Here is a 25,839-nt window from a genome sequence, read left to right as displayed (position 1 = left end):
CAACTTTCTTGTTTTGACATATCTGTTTTTATTTTACTTTATATATCTATAAAAAAGTTTTTAAAGTAAGATCATAATTAACTTTTGGCATTTTATTACTTTGGATTTTTTTAAAAATCATCAATAATAAATTATTTTCTTGTTTCAAATAATCAACATCAGAAATATTATTATGTGTTTTGGTCATCAAAAATTGAAATGAAATTTCTTGTTCTAAATCTAAATCAGTAAATTTAAAAAGTTTTTTTAGATAATGAGAATAATTTATTTGTAAGTATTTTAAAAAATAATCGATAATTGCTTTTTTTATGAAAAGAGTTTCTTTAATACAACCGCAAATAGCTAAAGAATATCCTATTTCCTTATAATTAAATTTAGGCCATAAAACTCCTGGTGTGTCTAATAATTTCATATTATTTTCTAAATTAATCCATTGTATTTGTTTAGTAACTCCTGGAAAATTAGCTGTTTTCATTACCTTTTTACCTGCTAAACAATTAACTAAAGTGGATTTTCCTACATTAGGAACACCTACAATCATAAATTTTAGAAATTTTTTTATTTTTATTCCTTTACATTGAAAAATTTCTCTAATTTTTGGATATATCTTATTAATATTAATTTTTTGTTTAGCGTCGATATTCAAAGTATGTAAAAATTTTTTTTGATGAAAAAAATCAAGAAAAAACCTATTTTTATCTAAATCAGCAAGTGAACTTTTATTTAACAAAATTAAAAAAGGTTTATTATTTAAAAGTTTTAAAAGTTCAAAATTCATACTAGAAAAAGGAATTCTTGCATCTAAAAGAATTAAAATGCAATCAACAAATTTTAAATTATTTCTAATATTTTTTAAAGTTTTGGACATATGTCCAGGGAACCATTGAATATCAATCATCGAAACAATACCGTTGCCTATTTTATTTTAATAATTCCTCTTTAGTATTTATAATGTCTTTTTCTAATTCATTTAAAATATCATCTATATTTTGAGTTTCAAATATTTTTTTACTATAAACTTGATAAATTTCTTCTCCCATAATTGTAATAATAGAACATCCTATTTTAATAATAATTTTATCATAAAAAATTTTCATAAAAGTTGTTTTAACCCAGTGAAAAGGATTTAATAAATTTAAGGTATTTGAAAAAATATTATAAATTTTACGAGTTTTACGATATTTCTGTACATACTTTTTATCTACTAATTTTTGTTTTAAAACAAAAATTTGTTTCAAAGTCATTTTTTTAAAATAAAATATAATTTTTTTATTAAATAAACTATCTAGTCTATCATGAACATACTGAATTAAAGCTAAACTTTCTTTAATATTCAGTTCTAAATAGGGAAATTCAGACTTAGGATAAAAAGTAGAAGATACTTCTAAAATTAAATTTTTACAATTGAATAATAAAGAAGAAATATAATCATCTGGTTTCTTTTTGATATCTTGTTTAAAAATTGCTTGTTTCTCCTTAATTAATTCATTCATATCTTCATTTGATAATTTATCATTTTTATTTTCTGTTTGATAAATGTTTTTATTAAAATTTCTTAAAATAGAAAATAAATATACTAAAGAAAAAAATATAAATCCCGAAATTAAACCTGCAAAAAAAGAAATAAAAAATCGAAAATTATCACAATTAAACCAATTCGGCAAATTCCAATCCATTAAAAACTCCTTAATTACAAAAATAAAAATTCTTTTTATTAATTTTAAAATAAAAAAAGAAATTTTGCAAAAATAAACATATAATAATAAATCAATTATTTTCTTTCTTTAAACCCAAATAAAGAAATTTATCTCTTCCAAGTGTAGAATTTAAATATAAATTAGGAATCCAAATAATAATATTTTGTTGATCCGTTACTAACCAAATCTTTTTCCTTTCATGTAAAGGTATTTTAGAATTAATAAAAAATTTTTTTAATTTTTGAGTTCCAAAAGAAAATTTTAAAATATCACCTATTTTTTTAGTTCTCACCAAAAAAGGTGGTTGAAGACAATTTTGATCATAAAATATCTTTTGCGTCGCAAAACAAAAAGATAAAAAATTTTTATCAGAAGCATAATGTATGGAAGGTTTAAAATTTTTAGAAATAACTTCGGAGTTTCTCTGTTTCCAAAAAAATTTATAATATTGTTTAACTAATATACATTCTTTAGATAAAAAATCCCATTGCATATTAGGTTTATTATTATTTTGTAAACCTTTTACAATATTATTAATCAAAGAAAAATTTTTATCAATTTTTTTTTCTTCCAATAAAAATAAAATAACATCTTTTTGAATAACAATATCTAGTTTTAAAAAAGATTGTAAATTAAAAAAAGTTTTATCTATTCTTTTATCTAAAAAAAAATAAGTTTGTTTTCTTATCAAATTATTAATTTCCGACATTTGAAAATGAAACTTTTGAATATTTTTCAAAAAATTATTTATCTCTTTGAAAAAAGGTATAACTTGATTTCTTATTTTATTTCTAGTGTACATATTCAAAGAATTAGTATAATCTTCTAAAAAAGATATTTTTTTATCAGAAGCATAATCCAAAATTTTTTTTTTTGGAGTGTACAAAAAAGGTTTTAAAAAATAAAAACCATCATGAAAATAAGATGCTTGCATGCCACTATATCCTAAAAAAGAACTGCCTCGGGAAATTTTGAATAAAATATTTTCAGCTAAATCATCTAAATGATGAGCCGTTATTAAATAAAAAGTCTTATATTTTTCGGCAATTTGTTTTAATTTTTCTTTTCTAAGTATTCTAGCTTCATTTTGAAAATTTTTTCCTACTATTTGTAATTCGAAATAATAAAAAGGAATTTTATTTGAAAAACAATATTTTTCAACTAAAATTTTATCTTCTAATGATTCTTTTCGTTTCAAATGATTAAAATGAACCACAACTAAATTATACTGTAAATGATATAAATAATCTAACAAGACCATAGAATCAACACCACCACTTACAGAAATAATATAAATATTTTGTTTATCTAATTTGAAACATAAAGAAGAAAAAATCATAATTTAAATTCCTTTTGAATATTTTAAGATATTTTTATTATTTTATATTTTTGTTTCTAATTTTTTTAATTTTAACACATTTAATTGTTTTTCATCAACTAAATTGGGGCTTTGCATCATTAAATCTTGGCCGCTTTGAGTTTTAGGGAAAGCAATTACATCTTTGATATTGTTTGTTTTAGTAAATAACATCACTAAACGATCTAACCCTAAAGCGACGCCGCCATGAGGAGGTGCACCGTATTTCAAAGCTTCATTGAAAAAACCAAAATTTTGTTCAATCTCTTCTTTTTTAAAACCTAATTTATTAAAAATAAATTCTTGAACTTGAGATTGATAATTTCTTAAAGAACCTCCGCCAATTTCATAACCATTCCAAACCAAATCATAAGTTTGTGCTTTTACTTTATCAGGTGTCTCATATAATTGTTGAACATCAATAGGTGAAGTAAAGGGATGATGCATAGAATAATATCTATTGTCTACTTCATTAAATTCTAATAAAGGAAAATCAACAACCCATAATAAAGATTCTTTATGCGATACATATAAATCTAAATTTTTAGCTAATTCATTTCTTAAAAAACCTAAAGCTTTTAACAAATTATCTTCGGTAACTCTCTGCTCTTTATTAAATAAAATAAAAAAACAAATTTCTTGTTCTTCTAAAAAAGAAACATCTTTAATACAATTATTTAAATAACCTTTTAATAAACTATCTTGTTTTTGAATAAAATGCAAATCCAAAGAGAAATTTTTTTTAATTAATTTTTTATATTCATCCAATTTTTTTCTTGAAAAAAATTTTTTAAAATCAGAAATATTCAATTTAATACCTTTAATTATAGATTTAATATTATTTGCATTTAATTGAGTCAAATCAAAATAAGATGTTAAATCTTCAATTAATAAATCGAATCTTAAATCAGGTTTATCTGTTCCATATAAATTCAAAGCTTTATCATAAGTTATCTTTTGTAAAGGAGTTTTTAATTCTTTTTTAAGAATATCCTGAAAAAGATTTTTCATAATTTCTTCTACTAAAGTCATAATTTCTTCTTGGTCAAAAAAAGCCGTTTCAATATCTACTTGAGTAAATTCAGGTTGTCTATCAGATCTCAAATCTTCATCTCGAAAACAACGCGCTATTTGAAAATATCTTTCAAAACCAGATAACATATACAATTGTTTAAAAATTTGAGGAGATTGAGGTAAAGCATAAAAATTATAAGGATGGATTCGCGAAGGAACTAAATAATCTCTAGCTCCTTCAGGAATAGATTTAGATAAAATAGGAGTTTCTAATTCTAAAAAATCATTATCTAAAAGCGTTTTTCGTATATTTTGAGTAATTTGATGACGTTTGATTAAATATTTTTTTTGTTCTTCTTTTCTCAAATCTAAATAACGATATTTTAAACGTTGTTCTTCTAAAGCATTTGTTTGTTCAAAAACATTTAAAGGTAAATTTTGAGCCTCAGATAAAAGATGACATTTTTCAATTAAAATTTCAATTTCGCCAGTTTTTATTTTAAAATTTTTATTTATTCTTTCACGAACTAATCCTATAACTTCGACTACAGTTTCTACTTTAAAAGAAGCTATTTGATCATATTGATGATGATCATGATTAATCACCAATTGTACAATTCCTGAAAAATCTCTTAAAATTAAAAATATTTTCTTTCCTATATTTCTTTTTCTAGCGATCCACCCTTTAATTAAAACTTTCTGACCATTCTGTTTTAATGTTATTTCATTATTAGAAAAAATATATTTTGTTTTCATATTATAAGCATAATCCTTCTTTTAAAAAATTAATGATTTCTTTTTTATCTATAATTTCTGTTTTGTGATTAAAAACATTTTTAATATTAAATTTATTATTTTCGATTTCTTTTTTTCCTATAAAAATAATAAATTTAGGTTTTAAATCTAATATTTTGCGTAATTGTTTTTGAAAATTAAACACTTTATAATTCATTTCCGATTTTATATTATTTTTTTTTATAGTTCTCGATAAAAATAAAGTATCTAACATAATTTCTTTATCTAAAGAAAATAAATAAACATCTAAACATTCTTTTTGATAATTTTGAAAAAACATATTTTCTTCTAAAACGTTCATCAAACGTTCCATACCGATCGCAAAACCCATACTATTAATTCGATGGCCGCTAAATTCTTTCACAAGTTCATTATAATTACCGCCGCCACCTAAAATATAATTTTGTTGATCAACATCAGAAAAAAAAGAAATTTCGAAAACAATATCAGTATAATAATCTAAACCTCTAACTAATCGAAAATCAGTTTCAAAATTAATTTTAGCTTTTTGTAAAATATCTAAAATTATTTGAAATTTAACTTTAGCTTCGTTAGTTAAATAATCAAAAATAACGGGTGCTTTTTTTAAAAAAATTTTCGAAGAACATTCTTTACAATCAAAAATTCTTATAACATTTTGTTTTATTCTTTTTAAACATAAATCGCATAATTGATCTTTGTTTTTTTCAATATAAGGGGCAAAATCATTTAAAAAACGTTTTCGAGATTCTAAATCTCCCAAACTATTAATAATAATTTTAGCCTCTTTTAAATTTAACATATCCAAAAGATCATTTATCAAAAAAAATACTTCTACTTCTGACAAAAAATTTTGAATACCAATAACTTCCACGCCTATTTGATGAAATTGGCGATAACGTCCTTTTTGAGGCCGTTCATAACGAAAAAAAGGACCATAATAATAAAATTTATTTAATTCATTCAAATGATAAAGTTTATTTTCGACATAACTCCTAACAATAGAAGCCGTCCCTTCTGGTCTTAAAGCGATTTTTCTTCCTTTTTTATCTATAAATTGAAACATTTCCTTTAAAACCATATCAGAATATTGAGCGGAACGTTTAAAAACTTCACTATATTCCAAAATAGGAGTTCTTATTTCATTAAAATTATATTTATTTAAATATTTTTTAATTTTATTTTCTACAATAGTCCATTTTTTAACTTCATCAAATGTTAAATCATGGGTCCCTTTAATTTTTTTCATAATTAATTTCATTTAATTGGATCCTCTATAAATTTATCAAACATCAAGTAATTGATATAAACTTGACATCAATTTTTTCTATTTAATTGAACATTAATTAATTTAAAATTTTTATTTTTTTTGAAATCTTTTTTTCATTGCTAAAAAAGAATTAATTTTAGTAATAACTAAATGACAATTAATTTTTTTATTAGCGATAGCGATATATAATTCATTAATATTTTGAATATATTGTTTCTTAAAATTTTCAACTAAAAAATTTTTATCAATAACAAAATCTATTTTATGATTATATAATTCTTTGTCTAAAATTTCTTTCCCGTTTTTCACTAATTCTATGTTTTCTTTATTAAAGAATTTTTTGATTAATTTTTTAACATAAGAAGTTTTAACTATATTTAACCACTTTTTATTCACGCGAAAAATATTTTTATTAGTTCTAATAGAAATAATATCGCCATTTTTTAATATATATTCTAAAGGAACAATTTTACCATTAACAATGGCTCCTGTCATTCTATAACCAATAGAAGAATGAATAAAAAAAGCGAAATCAATCGTAGTAGAGCCTTTTGGCAATTCATAAACTTCTTGTTTAGGAGTGAAAACATAAACATTTTCTGTTAAAATATCATTCTTAATAGAATCTACAAAATTTTGAGAATTTTTATGTAAATCATTATCTGAATCTTTTGTTATTTTTATTAATTCTTGATACCATCTTAATTTTTTAGCAATTTCTAATTGTTTATCTTGTTTAGAATAAATTTTATTTTCTTTATAACCCCAATGAGCCGCAATGCCTTTTTCGGCAATTTCGTCCATCTGTCTAGTTCTGATTTGGACCTCAAATAAAGTTCCATCCTTAGATAAAACAGTATTATGCAAAGATTGATATAAATTAGGTTTTGGAATAGCAATATAATCTTTAAATCTTAAAGGTAAAGGAGAATAATTCGAATGAATAATGCCTAAACAACGATAACATGCGTCTACTTCATCTACAATAATACGAATCGCTAATAAATCAAAAATCTCTTCAAAACTTACTTTTCTTTGTTTCATTTTTTTATAAATGCTATAAATATTTTTACTTCTACCGCTAATAGAAAAATTTTTAATATTAGATTGAACAAATAAAGTTTGAATATTATCAATAATTTTTTGAATAGATTTTTCTCTTTCATTTTTCTTCATATTAATCAAACGAGAAATGCGATAATACTGCTCAGGATTAATATAACGAAAAGATAAATCTTCTAATTCTGATTTAATTTTAAATAAACCTAAACGATGAGCCAAAGGAACATAAATAGTTAAAGTTTCTTCTGAAATTCTTAATCTTTTGTCAGGTCTCATTATTTTTAAAGTTTGCATATTATGAAGTCTATCAGACAGCTTAACAAGGACAACACGAATATCATTAGCCATAGCTAAAAACATTTTTTGTTGATTCTCAATTTGTCTTTGACGTTGATTAAAAACAATTTTAGTTAATTTAGTTGTTCTTTCGACTATATGAGCAATGTCTTCGCCTACAGCCAATTTTAATTCATCAAAAGTTAAATTAGTATCTTCTAAAACATCATGTAATAATCCTGCCATCAAAGTATTAGGTTCACTTTTTAAATCTGCTAAAATTTGAGCAACACGAATAGGATGAATAATAAAATCTTCGCCTGTTTCTCTTTTTTGTTTTTTATGTTTACGTTGAGCTAATAAATAAGCTTTGTGTATTTGCTTTAAAATATCTTTATCAGTAATATATGAATTAATTTGAACCATTAATTCTTTATAAATCTCTTCCTCATTTTCTAATTTTTGAATTAATTGGTCTTCCATATAAATAAACCTATGCTTTCTCTATTTTTTTATTATTATAAAGTATTTAGAAAAATAAAGTTTAAACATATAACATTTTTTTGTTTTGAGAATAGACTGTTTTTATTATGCCAGCGCCTAAACAAAAATCTCCTTTATAAAAAGAACAAACTTGGCCAGGAGTAACTAATTTAATTTTTTGCGGATAATAAATCTTAATTGTATTTTCATTTAAAAATATAATTTCCACTTCTTGATTAGGTTGACGATAACGAAATTTAGCTTCTATTTCCATTCTAGCATTTTTTTTATAAATATAACCCTCGCAATTTCTCCAAACAACATCAATAATTAAAGCAGAATCGCTATATAAATAAGGACTTTCGGCATTTTGATCTACATAAAGAATATTATTCTTTAAATCTTTTCCAACAACAAACCAAGGAGATTGGTTTTCTTTTGTGACCTTTAAATTTAATCTTTTTCTTTGACCGATAGTATACTTAATAACACCTTCGTGTTCTTTCAAAAAGACACCATTCATATCTTTTATAGGACCTTTATTAGTATTTAAGTAATTATTTAAAAAAACAAAAAAATTTCTTTCGCCAATAAAACAAATACCTGTAGAATCTTTTTTTTTAGCAGTAATTAGATTTTCCTTCACGGCAATTTCTCTCACTTGTTTCTTAGTTAACTCGCCTAAAGGAAACAGAACTTTTTTTAATTGTTCTGTCTTTAATTGAGATAAAAAATAAGTTTGATCTTTATCACGATCAAAAGCTTTAGCTAAAATAATTTCTTTGTTTTTATAAATAATCCTAGCATAATGTCCCATAGCAATATAATCTGGATTAAATTGTTCAACATATTTAACAAAAGTATCAAATTTAATCTTATTATTGCATAAAACATCCGGATTAGGAGTTAAATTCGCTTTTAAACTGTTTAAAAAAGAAGTAAAAACTTGATTCCAATAATCCTCTGAAAAATCAACCTTATGACATTTAATATCCAATTGTTCAGCGACTTTCAAAGCATCACTGAAATCTTGTTCTTGAGGGCAAATATTATTATTAACAAAAGGATTACCTTCTATATCATAATTCAAGCTACTATCCCAATTACGCATAAAAACACCTTCGACTTCATAACCTGCTTTCTTTAAAAGAAAAGCAGCTACACTACTATCGACTCCGCCAGATAAACCAATTATTACTTTTTTTTCATATTTGACCTTTAAATTTTTAAATATTTTTTATTTAAACTATTCTCTTTCCATGTGAATGGGAATTTTTAATTCTGTACGATAAGAAAGACTATAAGATAAAATTTTAGGCCCAGGAGACATTGTATTTCTTTTATATTGATTTTGATAAAAATTTTTCATATATCGTGTGACTAACAACAAACTTTCTTGATAAGTTAACAAAAAAGTTTTTTCTATTAAAAAAGCTATCTTTTCTTTTCGAAAACTATTATTCAAATGATGATATAAAATAAAATCTTCTACAATAACTTGAAAATTTAAAAATTTTTCTATTTTATATAAATAGAAATTTTTGATATCATCTTCAATAAATATTTTATTTTCTTTAAAATGAAAAATAATTAATTCGGACATTAAAGTATTAGGTATTCCTAAATTTAAATTATATAAAAAAACATTATCTGAACGGAAACTATAATTTATGCTTCCAACGGCCAAATCTGATAAATTATCGCTTTCTAAAATCAATTTATTAAATCCATCATTGAAAAGTTGTTCTAAGTATGAAACTTCGTTTTCTTTAATAATTTTAACATTAGTTATGCCTAAATTTTTTAATAATTTTTTCGTAAAAAATAAAATATGCGGATCATCAGAATAATTTAACTCTTTGATAATAATTTCTAAATATTGTAAATTCTTTTTATTATCGCGAAAGTATTGAACAACTACTAAAAGAATCAAAATTTCATTTAATCTGTTTTTCATTTCTAATACGATTTTAGAATTAAATATAGAAGACATTTTTGTTTTCAAAGATAATACTTGAATAACATTGGATAACTTCAATTGTTTTTCTAATTCTTCTTTGTTATCATCCAAAAAAGGCCTGGAATTAAAATTTTTTTCAAATTCATAAAAATCTACTTCTTCAACTTCGAAATAAGATTTCATAAAAGAAAACTCTTTTCCAATTTTTTGTTCTGCATAAGTTGTATCGATTCGTCTTTGATATTTAATAGCATCTATAAAAACATCTACTACCAAACTAATATCTGAACTTGTTAAATTTTTTTCGCCAATAATTTTTCCTAAAACAGCTGCAATTTTATGATTAGAAAAAAGAGTATCCACTGAAGATTCTGTTATACCGCTGCTAGTGTAAAAATATCCACCTATTTGTTTACGTGAATGATTTAAAACCGCTAATTTACGAAGTCGATCTTTTTCAAAATGTTCTGTAGAAGAAGATAAATTAAAAATCAAATGCGCTCCATTCAAAACCATTAAATCACTAGGTGATTCGATAGTCCATAAATCTTGACAAATTTCAACACCAAAAATAATATCAAATTGTTTATTAACAAATAAAATATTTCCGATAGGAACTTTTTGTCCTAAAAAATTAATTATTTTAGTATCTATATGTTTACCTGATTGGAACCATCTTTTTTCACTAAATTCTTTATAATTAGGTATCATTTGTTTAGGAACAATACCTAAAATTTTTTTATTTTGAATAACCACAGCTACATTAAAAATAACTTCTTTGAATAAAAAAGGCATCCCAATTAAATAAACACCTTTGAAAGAATTATTATTAATAAGAAAATTAAGAGAATTTATATTCTCTTCTAAAAAAGTAGTTTCGAAAAATAAATCTCCTGCTGAATAACCGCTTAAACATAATTCTGGAAATAAAACCACACTTGCTTTGCTTTTATTTAAAACTTCAATAATACTTTTAGCATTTTTAAAGGAATTACCAACATATAAATCAGGACTTGACATTTCTATTTTGATAGAACTGTTTTTATACATTTATTGAAAAACCTTTCTAATTGTGTTTTTTCATTTTAATTTTTATAAATGTAAATTGTATACATAATTTTTCAATAAATTTTTATAGTATTGTGCAAAAATATCCAAAATATCTTCTTGATATTTTAAAGAAACAAATTATATAAAATATTTATGAAAATATTATAATGTTTTTTCATTTTTTGTAAGAACATCTCTTTTTTCAATTACAAAACCAACAATAATTAAAGACAAAAAAGAACAAAATAATCTACCAAAAAAAAATTTTAAGCCGTGTTTGTTTTCGATTAAAGAAGAGCAAAAAACAATCATTCCATCAGTAAACAATAAAACTAAAATAAAATTTATACCACAAATATCTTTTAAAATTTTTTGGACAATATCCATTCCTCCAGTGTTATAGCCTAAATTACGAATATTACTCAATGTATAACCGATCAAAAGGCCGCCTAAAAGAGCAGATATTATAAATGATTTAAAATCATTTTCATTTAGGTCAACAAAAATTCTTGATAAAAAGAATTTTCTTTGATCTGTTCCTATAAAATGATTTAAAAGAAAAAAACAACCAGTTAAAAAAAAAGCTAAAAAAATTGTTTTTTTACAAAAATCTTTGCCAAAAAATTTATAACTTAATAAAATAGTTACAAAATTATAAAAAAGAACAAAAATAAATATCCATAAATCAAAACTATTTGATTCTAATAAAAATTTATTAACTGAAACAAATTTAATAATTTGTGCTGTTAATAAAGATAACCCATCTAAACCGCCATTATTCAATTTCGGACCTAAAATAAAAAAATAAATAGCAAAAGCCAATAAAAAATCATTTAATATAATCCAAAACCATTTATAAAAAACATTACCAGAAATTTTTTTATGATTTATCATATTTTATATATTAAACCAAATCGCCTTAATATTAAGAATTTATATAAAATTAAATTTTCAATTATAACTTTTTTTAAATAAAAATTTTATAAAATTATAATTATTTTTATTGTTTTAAAAAAGCATTGATAAATTCATCTAAATAACCATTCATAACTAATTCAATTTGAAAAAATTCATGATTAGTACGATGATCTTTTACCATTTGATAAGGATGAAAAACATAACTTCGAATTTGGTTGCCCCAACTAATATCTTTTTGGTCTTCTTTTAAATTATTTTCATTTTCTTTTTGTTTCATAAGAGCTAAATTTAATAATTTAGTTTTTAAAATTTGTAAGGCTGTTTCTCTATTTTTGATTTGGCTTCTTTCGTTTTGACAGTTTACCACTATATTAGTAGGTAAATGAGTTATTCTCACAGCCGAATCAGTTGTATTAACGTGTTGTCCACCAGCTCCGCTACTACGAAAAACATCAATTCTTAAATCTTCATCTTTAATATTAATTTCAATTTCTTCGTTTATTTCAGGTAAAACTTCACAAGATACAAAAGAAGTATGTCTACGTAAATTGGAATCGAAAGGGGATACTCTCACTAATCTATGAACTCCTCTTTCGGCTTTTAAATATCCGTAAGCATAATTACCTTTAATCAATAAACTAACTGCTTTTAAACCGATTTCTGAACCTTGTTGTAAATATAAAATTTTAGTTTGAAAGTTTTTTCTTTGAGCATATCTTTGATACATTCGAAATAACATTTCGCACCAATCTTGAGATTCTGTGCCTCCTGCACCAGGGTGTAAAATCAAAATAGCATTATTTTCGTCATAAGGTTTATTTAATAAAATATTAATTTCAAAATTTTTAATATCTTTTTTTATTTTTTTCAAATCTTCAGTCAAAATTAAAAAATCACTATCATTTTCTTCTGTTAAATCTAACAAAACAATTAAGTCATTTAAATTTTTTTTTAATTTCGAAAAAGAATTAACTTGTTCTTGTAATTTAGAAAATTGTTTAGTTATTTTGGTAGCATTATCACTTTTTTCCCAAAAAGAAGCGTCTGCCATCGATTTATTAATTTCTTCGATTTTTTCTTTTTTTTCTTTTAAATTAATTTTATATTCTAAATCTGATAAAATCGTTTTTAAATTTTCTAAAGTTTTATTGATTTCATACTTGTCCATTATATATTAAATAATCCTTGTAAAAAATATTCTAATTCCATGGTGTTTTAACAGATTTATGTTTTCTTCTGTTTTTTCTATTAATAATGTCTTTTTTTAAATTATTTTTACTTAAAATTTGCTCTTGTTGTTTTCTTTCTAAAAAATCTTCTTTTGAACAGAAGAATTTTAAAATAATACGCGTTGTTTCAAAACAAATATTTTCCATCATTTCATTAAAAAAAGTGCATCCTGTATCTTGATAAACTGTTAAAACATTTTGTTGTCCGTAACTTAAAAAATTAATACTTTTGCTCAACATATTCATATCTGACATATGACGCTTAAAGTGATTATCAATATTTTGAAGCATAATAAATCTTAAAGTTTGGAAATAATAATCCTGACCATCAATAATCAAGTTTTGTTTATGTTGTTCTAAAATATTTTTAATTTTTTCATGAACTAATTCAATTATTTCTTTTTCAAAATTATTTTTATTTTCTTTTATTTGTTGTAATTCTTCTAATTTAAGAATACCTTGAGGTAAAAATAATTTTTCTAGATAATCAATAAAATCAAGTAAATTTTGATATTCTATTTTTCCTATTTTATTTGATAAAAAATATTTAATTTTTTTATTTACTGTTTTATGTATTATATTAATAACTAAATCTTCTATATTATCTAACATCAAAATTTCTCTTCTTTGTGTATAAATAATTTTTCTTTGTACATCTAAAACAGAATCAAATTGTAAAATAAATTTACGATAATCAAAATTAGAAGATTCAATTTTCTTTTGTATATTAGTGAAAAATTTAGTAAAAAATTTATAAGAAATAGGTTTATTTTGCCCTTGATTATCTTGGGTTTTGTTTAAAAGCATTATCATTTTTTGAATTCGTTGACCACCAAAACGTTGAACTAATTCATCTTCTGCTGAAACAAAAAATCTTGAATAACCAGGGTCTCCTTGACGACCAGCACGACCTCTTAATTGGTTATCAATTCTTCTTGATTCATGTCTTTCAGTTCCTAAAACAGCTAACCCACCTAATTCTACTACTCCTTCTCCTAAACGAATATCAGTACCACGACCTGCCATATTAGTAGCAATAGTAATAGAACCTTTTTGACCAGCTTTAGCAATAATCTCTGCTTCTTTTAAATGATTTTTGGCATTTAAAATTTCATGAGGAATTTTTCTTTTTTTTAAATTTATTGAAATTTGTTCAGAGACTTCTACTGTAACGGTTCCTATTAAAACGGGTTGTTTATTTTTATATCTTTCTTCTATATCTTGAATTAAAGATTCCCATTTTTGATCTAAAGTGGCAAAAACAAAATCAGGCATATCTTTTCTAATCATTAATTTATTAGTCGGAATTTCAATAACTCTCATATTATAAATACTAATAAATTCTTTTTCTTCTGTTTTAGCTGTTCCTGTCATACCAGATATTTTTTTATAAATACGAAAGAAATTTTGATAAGTAATAGTTGCGTTAATTTCTGTTTCTCCTTCGATGCTACAACCTTCTTTTGCTTCTAAAGCTTGATGCAAACCATCACTAAACTGACGACCTTGCAAAACTCTTCCTGTAAATTGATCAATAATTAAAACTTTATTATTATCTACTAAATAATCTTTATTTTTATTCATAATAAAAACAGCTTTTAAAGCGTTTTTAATACAATGCAACAAAGAATAATTATTACCGCTATATAAGTTTTTAATTTGGAAAAAAGTTTCAGCTTTAGCGATTCCTTCTTCAGATAATTCAATTGTTTTAGATTCTAAATCAATTATATAACCATTTTCTTTTAAAGTTTTAGCAAAACGATTTGCATCTCTATAAAATTTAATTCCTTGTTTCGCAGGACTGGAAATAATTAAAGGCGTTCTGGCTTCATCAATTAAAATCGAATCTACCTCATCAATAATAGCGTAATTATATTCTCTTGTCATCAATAAATTTTCGATTTCATTTTGAATATTATCTCTTAAATAATCGAAACCTAATTCGCTGTTAGTAGAATAAAGAATATCACATTTATAAGCTAATTTTTTTCTTCGATATTTTTGTCTTTAATATTTAACCCAACAGTTAATCCTAAAAAACGAAATACATCTCCTATTTCACCTTCAGATTCACGACATGCTAAATATTCATTGACAGTAACAATATGAACACCTTCCCCACTTAAAGCATTTAAATAAGCGGGCATAACTGAGGTTAAAGTTTTACCTTCGCCTGTTTTCATCTCAGCAATTTGTCCTTGATATAAAATGACCGCTCCTAAAAGCTGCACATTATAAGGAGTTAATCCTGTAACTCTAGTACAAGCTTCTTTCGTTAAAGCAAAAGCTTCTGGTAATAAATCATTTAAAGAAGTTCCCGCTTGATACATTTTTTTTAATCGTTCGGTTTCTTTAGGAAAATCATCATCATTTAATTTAGCAAACCCCTCACTAAAATTACTCATTTTATTAACTAACAATTGAGCTTTTTTTAAGTATTTATTAGAGGAGTTAAAAAATTTTTTGACAAAATTAAAAATCATTATTTTATGTTCAAACCTTTCTGAAAAAATTTCAAATTTATTCAAGAAAAAAATAATATTAAATTTGTTATCTTTTGCTTATTCATATATTAGGAAGCAAAAGATTTTCTAATTTTAATATTTTTCCAAAAATTTTTAAAAAAATATAATTTTAAATTTATAAAAATAATGAAATTCAAATATTTTTATAAATTTAAAAAATCATTATCTTTAGTAATTTATAAATTTAAAATTAAAAACTTTTCTTATTAAAATAAAATTATAAATTATAATATTATTATACAAAATATATAAATGAATAAAAAAATTGAATAAAAAAATAATTTCAATAAATAATAAAAACTATGTTTATTAGTAAACATAGTTTTTATTATTACCGCTTATATTCATTTTGAGGATTCTAAATATTTGATTCCTACCAAATTTAACAAACTCCATGGTTTGCTAAAATACGGATGAAAAGAAAAATCTTTAAAAGCTAAAGTATCAATAGTATTTTTTTGTTCGATACAAACGCTTAAAGTATTCATTTTTTCAGTTAAATCAGTGGTAGATAAAATTTGACCTCCTAAAATAACACCTGTTGTTTTTTCAAATAAAATTTTTAATAATACTGAATCATATTCAGGCATAAACTCAGGTCTATTAGCATCTTTTATAGTAATTGTATCATACTCAATCCCTAATAATTTAGCGGAATGTTCATTCAATCCTGTCGAAGAAATACTTAAATCATTAATTTGAATACAACTAGTTCCTTGAGTTCCTAAATATTTATAAACATTTTTTTCAATATTCAATCCTACAATAGTACCTGTTCTTACAGCGTTAGTAGCTAAAGGAATATACATACTTTTATTTGCTAACGGAGTATATATAATATTTATACAATCGCCACAACCATAAACATCAGGATGTGAAGTTTGCAAATATTCATTAACTTTTAAAGAATTATTAGAATCTAATTCTAAAACATCTTTGACTAAATCTGTATATGGTCTAAAACTGATACATGTAATAACCATTTCTGTTTCATAACAATCTTTATCAGTTTGAACATGAGTAACTAGATCGCCTTTAGTTTTGAATTCAACTACTTTTTGATTTAAAGCTAATTTAACATTATGCTGTCTTAAACTCTCTTCAGCTATTGAAGTGAATTCTTTATCTAAATATTTAGGCATTATTCTATTCTCAATATCTATCAAAGTTACTTCTTTGTTTTGTCTACAAAAAGCTTCAGCCAATTCTACTCCAATATAACCTGCTCCGACAACTGTTATTTTATTAACTTTTTTAGCGTACTCAATAATACGATTAGCATGTTCTAAATTTTTAGATAATAAAACATTTTGAGATTCGATTCCTTTTATCTTAGGGATTACAGGCCAAGACCCAGTCGAAAGAACTAATTTATCGAAATCATCGAAAAATTCATTACCATTTTCTAAATTTCGAACTAAAATATTTTTTTATTTAAATCAATTTTAACAACTTCATGTTTCAATTTTACATTAGCTCCTAAATTATTTAATTCTTCAGCGCTAGAATAAAATAAACCTTTTCTATCTTTAACTACGCCACCAATATATAAAGCTATACCACAAGATAAAAAAGAAACATTATCGTTTTTTTCGTAAATATTTACTTTAATATCTTCATTTTTATTCAACATTGTTCTAACTGCAGCTGTCCCAGAATGATTACAACCAATCACGATTACTTTCATTATATATTTTACTTTAAACCGCCTTAATGATCTTGTTTTATTACAAAACAGTAAAAATCAAAAAAATTTATAATCAATATAATTATAACTAAATTTATATAATATTATATATTGTTTTAGTTTTTGATCATTCTAATGGTAATTTTTCTACTAATTTTAACTCTTCTATTATTTTTTTAGAAATAGTTTTATTTAATTTAGCTCTTTTTTTAAAATCTGATTGTGTAAATAATTTTTCTTTTCTTTCTTCGACTATATGAGTGGCTGCTTTTTCACCTAAACCATCTATCGCGATAAAAGGCATAATTAAAGAATCATTATTATACATTACAAATTCAAAAGCTTCGGATTTATTTAAATCAATTGGCAAAAATTTAAAACCTCTGCGAAGCATTTCTAAAGCAATATTTAAAGTGTTAATTAAACTTTGTTCTTTAGCTGTGTTTTTTTGTGTTATATTTTTACCTACTAAAATACTAATTTTTGCATCAATTTCATTCGGCGTTTTTAACATTAAATCATAATCAAATTGATCTAATCTTGTAGATAAAACACCACTGTAAAATAAAAGAGGATGATGAACTTTAAACCATGCGATTCTCACAGCCATTAAAACATAAGCGGCAGCATGTGCTTTCGGAAAAAGATATTTAATTTTTCCTAAAGATTCGAAATACCATTTATGAATACCTTTTTCTTTTTGAATTGATTCGATCATTTCTGTCCATTCGACAGGTTTAGAATGTTGTTTGCCTTTACGAACTAATTCCATAATTTCAAAAGCTTTTAAAGGATCAACATTTTTACGAATCAAATATAACATAATATCATCACGACAACCAATAATATCATTAAAGGAAATGTTTAAACCTGATTTTTTTAAATAATCAAAATCTCCTCTTTTTTCTAAAACATCTTGAGCATTTTGCATCCAAACATCAGTTCCGTGAGAAAGACCTGACACTTTAACTAAAATACCAAAATTAATTTTTTTATTTTCTTTATAAATATCTTTTAACATTTTTTGAACAAATGTAGTACCAAATTCTGGAATAGCAATAGTTGCTATTTTCTGACCTTTATCAATATATTCATTAGAAAATAATTTATAAACATCGGGATCATCAACTGGAATATTTTGATAAGATTTAAAACTAAATTCATTCTGATTTTTTTGAACATAATCCATAAAAAATTTAATCAAAATAGGATCATCGTGTCCTAAAATATCCATCTTAAATAAGTTGTTTTCAAAAGAATGATAATCAAAATGAGTAGTTTTCCAATTAGATTCTATATCATTAGCAGGAAATTGAATTGGAGTAACTTCATAAACAGAAATATCACGTGGAACAACAACAATGCCGCCAGGATGTTGTCCTGTAGAACGTTTTACTCCTTCGATTATATTCGACATTCTAGCGACTTCACAATTTCTAATTTTATCTTCTAATTCTTTTGCTTTGATAAAACCTTTAACATAACCAAAGGCAGTTTGTTTAGCTACTGTTTGAATCGTTCCAGCTCTAAAAACACAATCATGTCCTAACAATTCTCTCATATATTCATGAGCTATAGGTTGATAATCACCCGCAAAATTTAAATCTATATCGGGTGTCTTATTACCTTCGAAACCTAAAAAAGTTTCGAAAGGAATATCTTGGCCATCTTTTACAAATTTAACAGAACAAAAAGGACAGTTTCTATCCGGTAAATCATAACCAGATAAAATATCTGTTATCTCGGAATAATCATTCAAATCAGAACCTTGATTTTGAATATATTCTTTATATTCTTCACTTTCTTTTTGTTCTTGAGTCATTTGAGGAAAAACGGTATATTGACATTGAGGGCAAAGATAATGTGGTTTTAAGGGGTTAACTTCAGTTATTCCTAAAAGAGTAGCTATAAATGAAGACCCAATTGAACCACGTGAACCCACTGGATAACCACTTTCTATTGATTTTTTAGTTAATAAATAAGCTAAAAAATATATAGGAGTAATATTTTGATTAATATTTTTATCTTTATAATCGCCAATAATACTTTTTAATTCTTTGACCATCCTTTGTTGAATAAAAGGATGTAATTTTTTTCCATATAATTTTTGTAATTTATTCTCAATTAAATTTTTCATCTCAATTTTAATACTTGGAATATTTAAATTTTTGGCAAAATTATCATCTTTTAAGGAAAAAAGTTTTTTAGGAAAAATTCTAATTTTATCAATTTGATCATTTAAAAGATGAGTATTATTAATCACTAAATCTTCTTTTAATTGTTGATCTTCAATAAAATTAAAAGCGTCTAACATTTCTTGAGTAGTTAAAAAATAATTGTCGGGTAAATGTTGAGTCGAATATTTTAATAAATTATGTAATCCGCCGCCCACTAATTTAGCGTTAATATAAATTTCTCTATAAATTTTATCACAAGGATTTAAATAATGAACATCGCCAGTAGCAATAACAATTTTATTTTGTTTTTGAGCTTCATTAATAATTTTTAAAATTATTTCTTGAATAATAATTTTTCCTTTTTCTGTATTATCGCCGGCCAAATCATAAATAATATGTTTATAACTGTCTATCGGTTGAACTTCTATATAATCATAAAAAGAAATAACTTCGCTTAACTCTTTATCATTTTTATTTAAAGCTGTTTTAAAAACATTGCCTTCACTACAACCGCTTCCTACTAATAAACCTTCTCTATATTTTTCTAAATTAGACTTTAATAATCTAGGTTTTCTATAAAAATCTTTAGTTAAAGAATGGCTTACTAAACGAAATAAATTTTTATAACCTATTTTATTTTTAGCTAAAATATTAATATGATAAGATATTTCAAATTTGCCATCCATACGACCTCTTAAATCATAAAAATAAAAAATTTCTCGTTCTTCTAATCTTTTAAACATCTCTATTAAAACAAGGGCTGTTATGGTAGAGTCGTATAAAGCTCTGTGGTGACTACCTTCTAATTCTGCTTTAACTTTAAAACATTTAGCAACTCTCTTTAAAGAAAAATATTTCAAATATTTTTCAAAATATCTTTGGCTTACACGTAAAGTATCTATACAAGGTTGTTCAATAAAAGGAATTTTTAAATTTTTAGCTTTTTCCTTGATAAACCCTATATCAAAAGCCAAATTATGCGCAACTAAAACATAACCTTTAATAAATTCTAAAAATTTAGGCAAAATTTTTTCAATAGTAGGTTTATTTTCTAAATCTTCATCTTGAATTCCTGTAAGCTTTATAATAGTTTTATTTAATTTAGTTTCTGGATTGACTAATTCATCAAAAATCTTATCTGTCATTTGACCGTTCTCTATTTTAACAGCTGATATTTCGATAATTTTATCTCTACGTTGTGAAAAACCAGTAGTTTCTATATCGAGAACAACATAATTATGTTTTTTTAAAACAAAATCTTCGAATTCAGGATATTCCTCTTGATTAGTAACAAAAATAGGTTTTTCTTCAATAAAATCTGTTTCAACTCCTAAAATAGGTTTGATAGGTTTTTGCTTAGAACAATTATCGATTTCAGGATAAGCATAAAGACCATGATGATCTGTAACAGCGATCGCTGCATGCCCCCATCTTATGGCTGTATCAATATAATCTTTAGCGCTATTTGTAGCATCTAAATTTGACATCTTTGTATGTAAATGAAATTCAATTCTTTTTTTTCCTGGATAATCATCTATTCTCTCCAAAAAGAAAGGTGTAGAATTTACAATTTGATATTCAGTTTCGAGTCTAAAATTAAAATCTTCTTTATATCTTAAATCATAATTTTTATTTAAAGAAGAACAAATTTCAACTAAAACTCCTTCTTGAAAATCTTTTTCCATTTTTTGATATTCTTCAGATTTAGGTTTCGCAAAGATTCTATACAATATAGAATCTTTTTTTGTTTTCGGATCGACTAAATAAAAAGAAAATAAAATTTGTTTATTTTTAGTTTCTTTTTTAGTGACTTGCTGTATATAACCTTTTATCCAAAACCTTTTCGGTTGTAAATCTTTAACTTGTTCATATGATTTAGGAATCTCATCAAATGTTAAAAAAACTTTATCATTATTTTTTTCTTCAGGTGCATCTGGAAATTTGCTTTCTTTAATATTTAAGCTCAAATCCGAACCATATCCTTTTTTTAATAATTGATCTAATTCTTGGATTAGAACTTTTAATTCTTCTTCATTACATTTGAAAGAATATTCATTAAATGTAATTTTTATATGACATATTTTTTTTTCAAAATCGATTTCTAAAATTTCAATAGCTGAATTGTATCCGTTTTGAAAATTTAAAATAGAAAATAAACCTTCTTTATATTGGTTCTTAATTATTTTATTCAAAAGATACTGAAAAATGTTTTTCCATAAAGATTCATCTTGAACATTATCAAGATTCGTAAACGAAAAATGAATAACAATTTTTAAATCTTTAATTAATTCATTTGTTTCTTTATTAATAAATTGTTCAATTAATTGTTCAAAATCATTTAAACAAGAAATATTAGATAAATTTTTTTCTCCTGAAAAATTTAAAACCCATTTTATTTTTTTTGCGCAAACCATTGTTTGAACAAATTTATAAGTAGTTTGATTTTCTTTATTAAACTCATCTATAAGTTTATTTAATATAAGATTTGAAGACATTTATTTTTGCTCTTATCAATAATTTTTAAAATTTATATAAGTATAAATATAATTAGTTTAAAAATGAGCTTTCCATATTTAATTAAAATTTACAAAGACAATTCTTCTTTATTATCGATATTTATTAAAAAAAATTTTATATACTCAGTATCTGTTGAATTGTAATAAATAATATTTTTTTCTTGGTTATAATTAGTTTTATAATCAGACAACAATTTATGAAATTGTACAGTTTGCAACTCATCTATATCTATTGCCTCTATTATTTTTTTTATATAGTTCATTTGTTCGTTTTTATAATTCATGTTTAATCTGGTTCGAATTAAAAAAAATTTTATATATTCATTATCTTCCGAATTATAATAAAGAACATTTTTTTCTTCGTTGTAATTTGTTTTTAGATTGTAAAATAATTTATTTAATTGTAAATTTGGAAATTTATTTTTATCTATCACTCCTATTATTTTTTTTATATTATTCATTTGCTTATTTTTATAATGAACTTTAAAGATAAAAGGGAAATAAGTTTCAAGAGTGTTTTGTTGATATAAATAATTATTAGATTTTTCGATAAATGCGAAAATTTTTAAAATACTTGACGTCGGAGTAATACCATAATCAAAAGCAACCAAATCTGAAAAAGTTATATTCGCAGCATGACCTATTCCCGTTATAATAGGTATTTTCGAATTTTTAATATTTTCTATAATACATTTATTGTTAAATACTCTATTAATTTCTTTAAGTTCTCCTCCACCACGACTAAGAATTATAACATCTACTTCATTTTCATCATTTATCTGTTTAATTGTTTTTATAATTTCAAGAATAGCTTTATCTTTTTCCATTCGAGCGTAATATGTTTTATATGATTTATAATTTTTTTCTTTTAATATACCCTGGATATCTGAATAAACTGAGCTATTTTCAGAAACCAATATACCTATTTTCATTATTTTACTAATTTGAACTTGTGTTTGCAAATTATACTTATTAATATCTTTTTTTAACAACCAATTATTTATTTTTAATACAAAATATTTGTTTTTAAAAACATTTTTCCGAATTAATTGACCTTCAACAATAACATCTTGATTAAACATTTTAGGATCAATATTTTCTATTTGTTCTATTATAATCTTTTTATTTATGTCTTTGACGCTATGTAAATAAATGTGATTTTTGCTTTCTTTAATAACACCATTAATTAATTTGAAAGGTGTTTTTTTGTTATTATAAAGATCATCAGTTCTCGCCAGTAAATCATTGATTTCTAGCAAATCATTAGCATTTAATTGTTTTTTTGTAAAATATAGAGAACTATTTTTTTTATTATCAAAAAAAACTGAACGTAGAAAAGAGAAAATTGTCATTTTAAACTCCTTTGATTATGCTTTATAATTATTTTATTTGTAGCCATAACGTTTCAATAAATTAGAATTTTCAAAAATTATGAAGTTTTAAAAATTCAAATTATTTCTTTTATGTTTTAACACTAACACAAAAAAATAAAATTTCTAACCAAAATTGCGATTCTTTCCTTAAACTCATTTTTATTTAAATATAAAGATAACTTTATAAAATCTTTTAAAAATGATGTTTTTATTTATTTATCTTTTTTTAATCTTTATGTTTTTATTATTATTATATATTTTTATTTCAAAATATGTAATTGGTAATTACATATTTTGAAATAAATTAACATTTTGAAAAAACAGTAACATACTGTCATAGGTAATTTAAACAATTTTAATTTTATAAAAGTTTAATTTTTAAAATTCAACTCTATTAAAAAACTAATAAAAAAAGACTATCAAATATTGATAATCTTTTATGTATTTTTAATTTAATTTTAGGTTTTTTTAATAGGAGTCTCACCTTTTGTCTTTTCGCGTATCCTTATATTTTACACCTTAAAAGATACATTAAAATACTTCCTGCGGCCCCAACATTAAGACTTTCGATATCATTAATATCAATATGAACAAAATATTCAGATTTTTCTTGAACTGAAAAAGAAATACCTGCTCCTTCATTTCCTAATATTAAAATTTTTTTATTTTTTTGTGTAAAAAAAGACTTATCATCTAAATTTATATTTTGTTTATTTACAGAAGCGCTAAAAATAGTATAATTATCATTTTTAGTTGATTCCAAAAATTTTAATATATTTCCTCTTTCTAAAAATAAATGAAATATTGCTCCTTGGCTGGATCTTATAGTTTTTTCATTATAAAAATCTACTGTTTTTTCACTACTAAAAATATGTTTAAAACCAAAGGCGCAAGCGCTTCTCAATAAAGTTCCTGCGTTTCCTGGATCTTGAATATCATCCATAACTAATATTTGATCACTTTTTAAAGGTTTATTATTTATTTTGCAAAGAGCACACACAGAATAAAGAATTTTATTATTATTTAACTCTTTCATTAATTGTTCCGAAATTAAAATCCCTTGTCGATTTGGATCGATTGTGTAAACTTCTATAACAGCTTTATTAACCAAAGCTTCTTGAACTAAATGTTCACCGAAAACTAAAAATTCTTGAAAAAAATCACGATATTTTTTCCAAGAAAGTTTTTTTAATTTTTTAAATTTAATATTTTCTTTAGATGAAATCATTATTTTCTCTCTTAACTTTGAAAAATAATTTCTTGAAATTTAAATTTATTTAGTCATTATAAAATCCATAATAGATATAGTTATTAAAAAAATCAAGATAGAGAAAAAATATTTAATAAAAACATTTCTTGTATTACTAGAATTTTTTGTATTATTAATATTTTTTTTATTATTTCTTTTTCTCAATAAATCCATTATAAAAGATAATAAAATAGCTGAACCATCTATAACAAATAATATTCTTGGTAAAGACCATTCATAACGATGACTAACAAACATAAAAATAACATCAGTTCCTGCTGTACTATAATGATTTTTGAAAATAGCGCCACAAGTTATACCCAAAGTTAAACTAGTTATTATAGAAGATACAAATAATCTCAAAAAGATATTTTTTTGAATAAATTCAGGAAATTTCCTAAGAATCAAATTTTGCTTAATATTATAATGATCAAACATTTTGAGTATAAAAGAAAATGAAAAACTAAATATTATAGATGAAATTAAAATCTCTTTAGAATGTGGTATTCCTTTCCATAAATTAAAAACAGCGAATAATAAAATTAAAATTCTTATAATACTAATTTTATTATTTTGACTAAAAAAATATTTTTGTTTTTGAGTTTTTTTATCAAAAAAAAATATTTTATCTAAAAAAATTAGATTACTTTCTAATCCGCCTATAATAAATTTTTCAGGCAAAACAAAAAAATAAATTACTGAGATCAATAATAACATTCCGATATAAATTTGCATTTGTTGTAAAACACAATTGTCATTGAATGAAGTAGAATATGTTAAAAAACTTAAAATCGACATAATAAATGATAAAATTATAAATAAAAAAAAGACAAATTGAGCTTTTTTATTATGTTTCGCCTTATTCTGTTTCATATTAATATTTCCCGCTTTCTGTTATTTATCGATTCCATACGAAAAAAAATTATTTAATATAGATTTAGAATTGCATATTATAAATAATAAAAAGAACATTTTATATTAATTTGTTTATATTAAATTGTAAAATGTATGATAATAATTTTTCTACAATATTAAAATTGTTTCATTTAAAATCTATTAAAAAGTTTTTAAAAAGAATAATAGTTTTTTATAATAAAATTCTTTTTAAACAATTTATCTTTATAAAATAATAAAAATATTAATTATTTAAAAAAAATTTTAATTTTATGGTAAAATTAAACAAATATACAATCGAAAAAAAAGATAAGTTCCATTTAGT

The 25,839-nt window shown here is 23.2% G+C and carries 14 protein-coding genes and 2 pseudogenes; all 16 read right to left on the bottom strand.

The window, feature by feature from the left end:
• Nucleotides 1-46 precede the first annotated feature (46 nt).
• The 16 genes and pseudogenes from ylqF to JNO41_RS00495 all read right to left on the bottom strand — a co-directional run bounded on the left by ylqF (nt 47) and on the right by JNO41_RS00495 (nt 25,493).
• Nucleotides 47-898 (bottom strand): ribosome biogenesis GTPase YlqF, encoded by an 852-nt coding sequence (gene ylqF / locus JNO41_RS00570; protein ID WP_121464004.1) that lies wholly within the window; start codon nt 896-898, stop codon nt 47-49.
• A gap of 22 nt (nt 899-920) precedes the next feature.
• Nucleotides 921-1,676 carry a hypothetical protein gene (locus JNO41_RS00565; RefSeq protein ID WP_121464003.1) on the bottom strand — a complete coding sequence of 252 codons (756 nt, stop codon included), beginning with the start codon at nt 1,674-1,676 and terminating at the stop codon, nt 921-923.
• Between the two features lie 91 nt (nt 1,677-1,767).
• Complete coding sequence (gene tilS / locus JNO41_RS00560; protein ID WP_121464002.1) at nt 1,768-3,036, bottom strand: tRNA lysidine(34) synthetase TilS; 1,269 nt, start codon at nt 3,034-3,036, stop codon at nt 1,768-1,770.
• 42 nt (nt 3,037-3,078) lie between these two features.
• A complete protein-coding gene (gene aspS, locus JNO41_RS00555; protein WP_121464001.1) occupies nt 3,079-4,824 on the bottom strand; it encodes an aspartate--tRNA ligase in 1,746 nt (581 codons plus the stop codon).
• Between the two features lies 1 nt (nt 4,825).
• Nucleotides 4,826-6,103, bottom strand: coding sequence for a histidine--tRNA ligase (gene hisS / locus JNO41_RS00550; protein ID WP_236628345.1), 1,278 nt, complete (start codon nt 6,101-6,103; stop codon nt 4,826-4,828).
• Nucleotides 6,104-6,202: 99 nt separating this feature from the next.
• Nucleotides 6,203-7,933, bottom strand: coding sequence for a RelA/SpoT family protein (locus JNO41_RS00545; RefSeq protein WP_121464000.1), 1,731 nt, complete (start codon nt 7,931-7,933; stop codon nt 6,203-6,205).
• Nucleotides 7,934-7,994: 61 nt separating this feature from the next.
• Nucleotides 7,995-9,167, bottom strand: coding sequence for a tRNA 2-thiouridine(34) synthase MnmA (gene mnmA / locus JNO41_RS00540; RefSeq protein ID WP_432729693.1), 1,173 nt, complete (start codon nt 9,165-9,167; stop codon nt 7,995-7,997).
• Nucleotides 9,168-9,179: 12 nt separating this feature from the next.
• The gene (locus tag JNO41_RS00535) at nt 9,180-10,943 is read right to left on the bottom strand and encodes a nitrilase-related carbon-nitrogen hydrolase (RefSeq protein ID WP_121463998.1); all 1,764 of its coding nucleotides are present in this window, start codon (nt 10,941-10,943) and stop codon (nt 9,180-9,182) included.
• A 162-nt stretch (nt 10,944-11,105) separates the two neighbouring features.
• Entirely contained in the window at nt 11,106-11,837 is a 732-nt protein-coding gene (locus JNO41_RS00530) for a YitT family protein (protein ID WP_121463997.1), read from the bottom strand.
• A 106-nt stretch (nt 11,838-11,943) separates the two neighbouring features.
• Complete coding sequence (gene prfB / locus JNO41_RS00525; protein ID WP_121463996.1) at nt 11,944-13,029, bottom strand: peptide chain release factor 2; 1,086 nt, start codon at nt 13,027-13,029, stop codon at nt 11,944-11,946.
• Nucleotides 13,030-13,060: 31 nt separating this feature from the next.
• Nucleotides 13,061-15,573 (bottom strand): annotated as a pseudogene (gene secA / locus JNO41_RS00520) (preprotein translocase subunit SecA).
• A gap of 389 nt (nt 15,574-15,962) precedes the next feature.
• A pseudogene (locus JNO41_RS00515) lies at nt 15,963-17,305 on the bottom strand (FAD-dependent oxidoreductase).
• A gap of 127 nt (nt 17,306-17,432) precedes the next feature.
• Nucleotides 17,433-21,977 carry an exonuclease domain-containing protein gene (locus JNO41_RS00510; RefSeq protein ID WP_121463994.1) on the bottom strand — a complete coding sequence of 1,515 codons (4,545 nt, stop codon included), beginning with the start codon at nt 21,975-21,977 and terminating at the stop codon, nt 17,433-17,435.
• A gap of 89 nt (nt 21,978-22,066) precedes the next feature.
• Entirely contained in the window at nt 22,067-23,350 is a 1,284-nt protein-coding gene (locus tag JNO41_RS00505) for an exodeoxyribonuclease VII large subunit (protein WP_121463993.1), read from the bottom strand.
• Nucleotides 23,351-23,876: 526 nt separating this feature from the next.
• Nucleotides 23,877-24,599, bottom strand: a complete 723-nt coding sequence (locus JNO41_RS00500) for a TrmH family RNA methyltransferase (RefSeq protein WP_121463992.1) — start codon at nt 24,597-24,599, stop codon at nt 23,877-23,879.
• Between the two features lie 45 nt (nt 24,600-24,644).
• Entirely contained in the window at nt 24,645-25,493 is an 849-nt protein-coding gene (locus JNO41_RS00495) for a YitT family protein (RefSeq protein ID WP_121463991.1), read from the bottom strand.
• Between the last annotated feature and the right edge of the window lie 346 nt (nt 25,494-25,839).

Source organism: 'Prunus avium' virescence phytoplasma (genome assembly GCF_050916135.1).
GTDB classification, from domain to species: Bacteria; Bacillota_I; Bacilli_A; order Acholeplasmatales; family Acholeplasmataceae; genus Phytoplasma; species Phytoplasma ziziphi.
The sequence above is the reverse complement of the archived record's forward strand: the minus strand, read 5'-3'. Positions and strand labels throughout refer to the sequence as shown.